Genomic DNA, 7450 nt, shown 5'->3' on the forward strand with positions numbered 1-7450 from the left:
TTTCAGAATAATCCTTAATCCTATCTACATATTCTGGAGCTTTTTCCTTAAAGTCATCAATCAACGATTTACCATCAGTTATCCGCTTTTTTGTAGCATACTTAAAACCATACACAGCTGCTGCGCCTAAAATGGCATATTTTAATAGTCCCATAATTATCTGTTTATATTCCTGTATTTAAAGCATGGTTTTCATCAGCCTCATTAATGCTGGTTTTTGTCTTAAAATCGTCAGATGAACTTCCGGTATGACTTTCGGCACTCTGTATGGTTGGGTTTTTATCCGAACTGTTGTAGGCGTCATCACTAAGAGAATCTTTACCTTGCGTGCCAGAGTTATCCCGGCCGTCTTTGGCTAAAGGATTTCCCTTAATCAGTTCGCTTGGTTCTTTGCCATAACTGGTTACTACATCGGTGTCGTTACCTGCTTCGTAAGCTTTTTGTACATCAGATTTTTCTGATTGTTCATCACCTGATCCTACATAACCTTCAATATGCTCTTCCTTGTTATATATGTTCGTTTTCATAGTATTATAGCTTTATGAATAAACAGAACGCAGACTAAATAGTTTGAATCAGGATAAATGAAAAAATAGGCAGTAACAAAAAAGGCAGATATTTCTATCTGCCTTCGTTTTAACTTTTATATGGGAAATTCCGTGATATTTTTCGCATCATCCGTTCTACCATATCATCTGTAGAGCTCATAATGGAATCGTCCATTGTTTTAAAGAAACGCCACATTAACTCTCCATCAGCTCCGTTGTTTATGGTTAAGAACATGGTGCCTGTTCCAGATTTTCCACCAAAGCCACCAAATAAAACAGCAGAGGCGATTGCACCAGCTTCAGATTTCGTTTGCTCAGTTTCAAAACGCCCACCGATAACAGCATCAACACCAAGTATTTTGGCTAGTTCATCTTTAGTTGTTTCGTCTAACTTACCTAAAACACCTGCTTTTTTTAATAAGATGTTTGTTTTGTCAACATCCTGGAAAGTTACGGTATAATCAGAAGCTTTCCTTAACAAAAAAGTGTACATACTGGCCTGTATTGATCTTGCCATCGACTCTTCCTGGCTTTTGTTTCCTTCTGCACTGAAGTTTTTTGGTTGTTTCCGGTAAGAAATTTTTACCTCGAAAGGTAAGATGGCTACAATTTTTTGTGTTTTGATTGTCTCCTTTAGTTTCGGACTTTCGAAAATTTGCTTCGAGCCTTCAAATTGTGCTTTGGTTAAGACCGTAAAGCAGCATAAGATAGCGAGCGTTAATAAGATTTTTTTCATTATTTGTTTGTTTAATTTTCTGGCGAATATAAAAATATCTTTTAATTAATGTAATTTAAATTTTACCTGAGGCTTTATGCTTAACCATTTTCGCGTTTTGTTTAACTTGCGCCAAATTTTAAATGCAAACGGGATAAATGGAGTGGAAATATTTACTTTCGAATAAGAGATACGGACAAGAACAATATGGTGCCAGCACAGATCGGGCACGGTCTGATTTTCAGCGTGATTATGACCGGTTGATTTTTTCGTCTCCTTTTAGAAGGTTGCAGAACAAAACCCAGGTTTTCCCATTGCCAGGAAGTGTTTTTGTACATAACCGTTTAACGCATAGTTTAGAGGTTGCCAGTGTGGCCCGCTCCATGGCCAATATTTTTTTAAAAAGTGTAGAAGAGCAACAACCGCAACTGATTAAAGATGTTCCTTTAATTAACGAAGTGGGTAATATCGTGGCTGCCGCTGCACTGGCGCATGATTTGGGAAACCCAGCCTTTGGGCACTCAGGAGAAGCAGCTATTTCACGATATTTTACCGATGGCGATGGGAAAGTTTATCAGAAAGAAATGAAGGAATCGCAGTGGCACGATTTAATTAATTTTGAAGGTAATGCAAATGCCATCCGGATCCTTACCCATCCGCTAAAAGGAAAAGGCAACGATGCTTATGCGTTAACCTATTCTACTTTGGCTTCGATTGCAAAATACCCTTGCGCCTCAATTGCGGGTAAACAAAAGGGGGTGCTGCACCGTAAGAAATACGGTTTCTTTCAATCAGAAGAAGAAACTTTTAAAAAGATCGCAGAAGAGCTCAATTTGGAGAAAGAAGAAGGCGAATACCTCATTTACAAACGACATCCTTTGGTTTATCTGGTTGAGGCTGCAGATGATATCTGTTACAGCATCATCGATTTGGAAGATGCACACCGCTTAAAGATACTTTCCTATGAGGAGGTAAAGAGTTATCTGTTGCCTTTTGCCAATTCTACCACCATCGAAGATCGTTTAAAAAATGATTATGAAGACGACGATGCAAAAATCGGTCTGTTGAGGGCAAAAGCAATTAATACGTTAACCAACCAATGTGCAGGTATATTTTTTAGGGAACAAGAAAAATTATTGAAAGGCGAGCTTAATCAAAGTTTAACCGATTTATTGCCCGAGCCCTATATTTCTGCCTGGAAAGCCGTAGAAAAAATTTCTGTAGAGCGTATCTACAATTTCTCGTCGGTTATACAGAAAGAGGTTGCCGGTTATAAAATTATGGCCGGTTTATTAGAAGAGTTTGTTCCTGCACTTATTCATAACAATACACACTATTATAAAAAACTGGTTAAACTTATTCCCAAACAATATCATACCGATTTAACTGATATTTATTCTATCATACAGAGCGTATTGGATTTCGTTTCGGGTATGACCGATTTGTACGCAGTTGATCTATACCGCAATATAAAGGGAATATCTTTTCCTTCGGAAACCTAAAGATAACTTTCTGGCTTTACTTTTTATGTTCGATTAATTGCTGATTCATCCTGTTTTTCTTCTGATTTAGAGGGTTAAATCGGTCTTAAATTGGGTGTTTGTGTAAAACTGTGAAATTAAATTTTATTTAAGTGGTTGATTTGTAGTTCTTTAAAATCGTTTTAGTATTTGTAATTAGCGTTTCGTGTAAAGCGAATTGAGCAGCTTGTACTAATTGTTAGATTTGATCGTTAGGCTCTCTTATTTTTACGCCTGATGCTTTAGATCTCATCCCGATTCATGAAAAAACTTTTACTAATTGCTTTGTTAAGCATAGGGTTCACCTTAGCTATTAAAGCGCAGACACCCCAACAATTTAATTATCAAGGAGCGGCAAGAAATGCCAATGGCACCCCGCTGGCCAATAAAAATATAGCCCTGCGGATTAGTATTTTAGATGGATCTTCAACTGGAACCGTTCAATATTCGGAAGTAAGAAATGTAACGACAAATACTTTAGGTTTATATACATTAGCTATCGGGGCTACTGGTGCAAGTTCGGTTAACGGTACAATTGCTGGGGTAACTTGGGCGAGTGGATTAAAGTTTGTTAAGGTCGAAATCGATCCTGATAATGGTACAAATTTTAGTTTGGCCGGAACCGCACAATTGCTAAGTGTTCCATATGCCCTTTATGCTGCCAATGGGCCAACCGGACCCAAAGGAGATCCGGGTGTAGCTGGCCCTGCTGGTGCACAAGGTATTGCGGGCGTTGCAGGTCCGCAAGGACCTGCAGGAGCAACTGGTGCTCAGGGGCCAATTGGCTTAACTGGTGCTGCCGGTGCACAAGGAGCAGTAGGCGCAATAGGTCTACAAGGAGCGAAAGGAGATACAGGTGCAACGGGAGCTACCGGATTACAAGGTTTGCAGGGCATACCTGGCATAAAAGGGGATAAAGGTGACATAGGCCCAGTTGGCCCTTCAACAGGAGTAGCTGGCGGTGATTTAACAGGGAATTATCCAAATCCTACATTAGCTAATCTTCAGGGAAAGACATTAAATGCCACTTCACCAATCAACAATCAGGTGCTTCTATTTGATGGCACTGCATGGAAACCAGTAACATTGGATGTGAGTCAACTATCAGGCGCTAAGGCATTAACCTCAACTGATTTGAGTATTAGTGCTAATGGCGCTACGGCTTTATTGAAAGATGTAGTAATTGATATAAACACGGCGGCTGTTAGCACGCTTAAACTGGCAGATGGGGCAGTAACAACGGCAAAATTAGCCGACGCTGCAGTAACCGCTGTAAAAATTGGAAGTAAAGAAGTTAAAAACGTTAATATCGATGATGCCGCAGTAAATACACTACAGCTCGCTGATGGGTCGGTAACTACAGCAAAGCTTGCTGATGCTTCGGTTACGGTGGCTAAATTAACTACTGATGGGCTGAGTGATGCAAACAAAGTGTATATCACCAACGCAACAACCGGGAAACCCGAATTAATCAGCAGGACATTATTTGCAAATGCAAATGCCTGGGCATTAAAAGGAAATACGGGCAGCACCGATCAAAACAATAATTTCCTAGGTAATACAGATGATGTGGCCATCAACTTTCTGGTTAACGGTTTAAAATCTGGCCGTYTAGGCAATTCATCCGAAAACAATATTTCTTACGGTTATAAAACACTTACCGCGAATGTATCTGGCTTTTACAACAGTGCATTTGGTCGCGAAGCATTATCTGTTAACATTTCAGGTTACGAAAACAGCGCTTTTGGTTACCTGGTGTTGCAGCGCAGTTTTAGTGCTATCAACAACAGCGGCTTTGGCTCGCAGGCATTAGCGATTAATACGGTAGGCTCCAATAATACTGCAATTGGCACGCATGCGCTAATGGCCAATAGAACTGGTATATCAAACACAGCTATTGGAAGTTTGGCGCTTGAAGCCAGTAATGGCGACAATAATACGGCACTAGGTTATGCTGCCGGTTCGAAAAACAATGGGGCAGGGAATGTTTTCATCGGAAGCAATGCTGCCGCTAACAGCACAAATTCAAATAATACTTTGGTAGTAGCTAACTCTAGTACCTCATACCCGCTAATCGCTGGCGATTTTGCAGCAAATGGTGGCGCATTAACCATTAATGGAACTGCCGCTGCATCTTCTGTAGCTTATGCCCCAGCAAATGCAAGTACTTTAAACATCAATGGTTCTGTTGCAGCAAGTGTTTTAATCTATACTACAGCCGGGGCCTTAACACTCGATGCCAGTCATTACACAGTCAGGATAAAAAATGCAGGTTTGGCGGTAAGTGTTAATCTCCCAACGGCCTCTAGCTGTAAAGGAAGGATTTATGTAATTGTGAAAGCTTTATCATCAGGTGATGTTACGTTAAACAATCCTGTTTTGTTGAATGATGATTCTGATGTAACCACCATTACCGGTGCAAAAACTTTCACCATTCAAAGCGATGGGGCGGCTTGGATCTCTTTAAACTAAACACAATGAGAAGAATATCCTATTTGCTTGTTTTCTTAACCATAGTGTTTTTCTGGGGAAACGCAAACGCACAAAGTTTGCCGTATGTGGTTAATTCGGCTAGTGGCAACGGTAAGATTAATAATCAATTATACGATTTTAGTATTGGTGAAATGGTACTGGTGCAAACTTTACAGGCTGCCAACACTACATTGACCCAAGGGTTTTTACAGCCTTTTCTGATCATACAGACCACGGCCGACGTAGCCATTGTAAATAATATCCTTACTCCAAACGGAGACGGGACAAACGATTTTTTTGTAGTTAAAGGCTTAGAAAAGTATCCGAATAACAAACTATCCATTTTTGATAGGGGAGGAAGGTTGATTTATACTACCCAAGGTTATCAAAACAACTGGGAAGGCTATTTTAACGGAAAGCCACTTACCGAAGATACTTATTATTATATGCTCGATTTAGGGGGAGATGGTTCTATTAAAGGTTTTATATCAATCTTATATAAAAAATAACAGCGTGAAAAAAATGAAATGTTATATGGCGGGGCTGTTGTTTTTGTTTGTTACGCCAGCATTTGCCCAGCTTAACCCCATGGGTAGCATCTACTATCAGAACCAGTTTTTGGCTAACCCGGCAATGGCAGGTTTAGAAACCGGACTAAATTTAAATGCAGCATTTAAAACGCAATGGACGGGGGTAGATGGTGCACCAAAGATTCAGTATTTAACTGGCGACTATGGTTTGACTAATAATAAAGTAGGTTTGGGTATTCTTTTTTACAATGAAGGTGCAGGCGCCATTAACCGTACCAGGGCAACTGTAACTTATGCTTATCATTTGCCTTTAAATGGGGGGACCAACTTCTTGGATTTTGGTTTGTCTGCCGGCATTATGAATGAATGGATTGATTTTGGTAAAGCCAAAGGCGATTTAGACGACGATGTACTCAATAGCTTTAACGATCGTAGATTATATTTGGATGGCGATTTTGGAGTAGCTTACCGCTCCGATAAATTGACACTACAGGCTGCTTTGCCTAATCTTAAACGGTTTTTTAAAAGAGATGTACTGCGAAACGTGGTAGACCGATCGATTTATTTTATCGCAGCCGGTTATAAATTCACAACTGATAAAGTAATCAACAGTATTGAACCGAAATTGGTGTATAGAGGGGTGCAGAATTATGATGGTATTTTTGATGCCGGTGTAAATCTTCAGTTTTTAGAGAATAAGTTGATGCTTAACGGCATATATCATAGCACCAACAGTTTTACAGCTGGTTTTGGTGCAAACTACAAAAACCAATTTTCGGTTTTATTCCAGTACACTACCAATACTTCAAAAATGCAGAGTTATAGCAATGGCGAATTTGAGGTGGGTTTGAAGTATAGCATCAAAAATTAAGCGTGTTATCGTCATTTCGACTGAATGCAACGGAATGGAGAAATCTACTGTTAAATGTATTTGCAGATTTCTCGAATAATTTAATCATTTTTTTAATTCAGTTATTTGTTTGGAAAGCAGTTCCGCTCCCGCTTCTGCCGATGAAATATCGGCATCTCGCTTTGATCGGGTTTAGGGGGCCAAATAGTGCTGCTATAATTGGAATAAACCCGACAGTAGCGGACACTGAACGCAGTGAGGTAAAGCGAATGGCGGGGCTAGTGGAACCGAAGCACTACTAGCCCTGCTTTTCTAAAAAAAAAGTTAAGTTTTTTCAATTAATTAAAAAGTCTTCGACTATCTTCCCCGGCCATCATCCCATTTATTACGCTCGTCCTGCAGCTCACGGGCAAGTCTCATTTCTTTATCCTTTGCTTTTACTTTGTGTGCCTGAAATTCATCGGCCACTTCCTGGTAAAGCTCGGTTCTGTACTTCGCTTCGTGCCTTAATTTGCCGGATTGGAAAATTACAAAGGCCAAACCTACCCCAAGTACAATAATAATGGCCCAAACAATGGTATTATAGGTGCCTTTATTGAAGGATATGCCTAAAAATTTAATTTCATTAACAGCAGCGTTGGCATTGGCCAAGGAACTTTCTTTTCCATTTACTTCGCCTTTTAAGCTTGAAATGTTATCGGCTTGTGCTTTAATTTCCTGACGGGCTTCCTGCAGCTGCTTGCGTTCTTTTCTGAGCGTATCACTAACACTTTTCCATAAGGATGATAAACGTGACGGATTGATCAGCCTTGCGC

At 39.9% G+C, this 7450-nt stretch carries 7 protein-coding genes; 4 read left to right on the forward strand and 3 right to left on the reverse strand.

Going from position 1 to position 7450, the window contains the following annotated elements; translation table 11 throughout:
* Nucleotides 1-164 precede the first annotated feature (164 nt).
* On the reverse strand, nt 165-527 hold the full coding sequence (locus tag AC1DND_RS14255) for a hypothetical protein (RefSeq protein WP_477582522.1): 363 nt from the start codon (nt 525-527) through the stop codon (nt 165-167).
* Nucleotides 528-636: 109 nt separating this feature from the next.
* Nucleotides 637-1284: a hypothetical protein gene (locus tag AC1DND_RS14260; RefSeq protein WP_477582523.1), complete on the reverse strand. Its 648-nt coding sequence runs from the start codon at nt 1282-1284 to the stop codon at nt 637-639.
* Nucleotides 1285-1421: 137 nt separating this feature from the next.
* Between AC1DND_RS14260 and AC1DND_RS14265 the strand changes: the two genes are divergently transcribed.
* From AC1DND_RS14265 to AC1DND_RS14280, 4 genes are all read left to right on the forward strand, one after another.
* Nucleotides 1422-2765 carry a deoxyguanosinetriphosphate triphosphohydrolase gene (locus tag AC1DND_RS14265; protein WP_215124806.1) on the forward strand — a complete coding sequence of 448 codons (1344 nt, stop codon included), beginning with the start codon at nt 1422-1424 and terminating at the stop codon, nt 2763-2765.
* Nucleotides 2766-3044: 279 nt separating this feature from the next.
* Entirely contained in the window at nt 3045-5255 is a 2211-nt protein-coding gene (locus AC1DND_RS14270) for a beta strand repeat-containing protein (RefSeq protein ID WP_477582525.1), read from the forward strand.
* Between the two features lie 5 nt (nt 5256-5260).
* Nucleotides 5261-5764 carry a gliding motility-associated C-terminal domain-containing protein gene (locus tag AC1DND_RS14275; protein WP_477582527.1) on the forward strand — a complete coding sequence of 168 codons (504 nt, stop codon included), beginning with the start codon at nt 5261-5263 and terminating at the stop codon, nt 5762-5764.
* 13 nt (nt 5765-5777) lie between these two features.
* A complete protein-coding gene (locus AC1DND_RS14280; protein ID WP_477582531.1) occupies nt 5778-6656 on the forward strand; it encodes a PorP/SprF family type IX secretion system membrane protein in 879 nt (292 codons plus the stop codon).
* Nucleotides 6657-6992: 336 nt separating this feature from the next.
* Here the strand turns inward: AC1DND_RS14280 and AC1DND_RS14285 are convergent.
* Nucleotides 6993-7450 (reverse strand): hypothetical protein (locus AC1DND_RS14285; protein WP_477582529.1); only part of this gene is annotated, 458 nt, incomplete at its 5' end.

It is taken from the genome of Pedobacter sp. 01N416 (assembly GCF_056399685.1).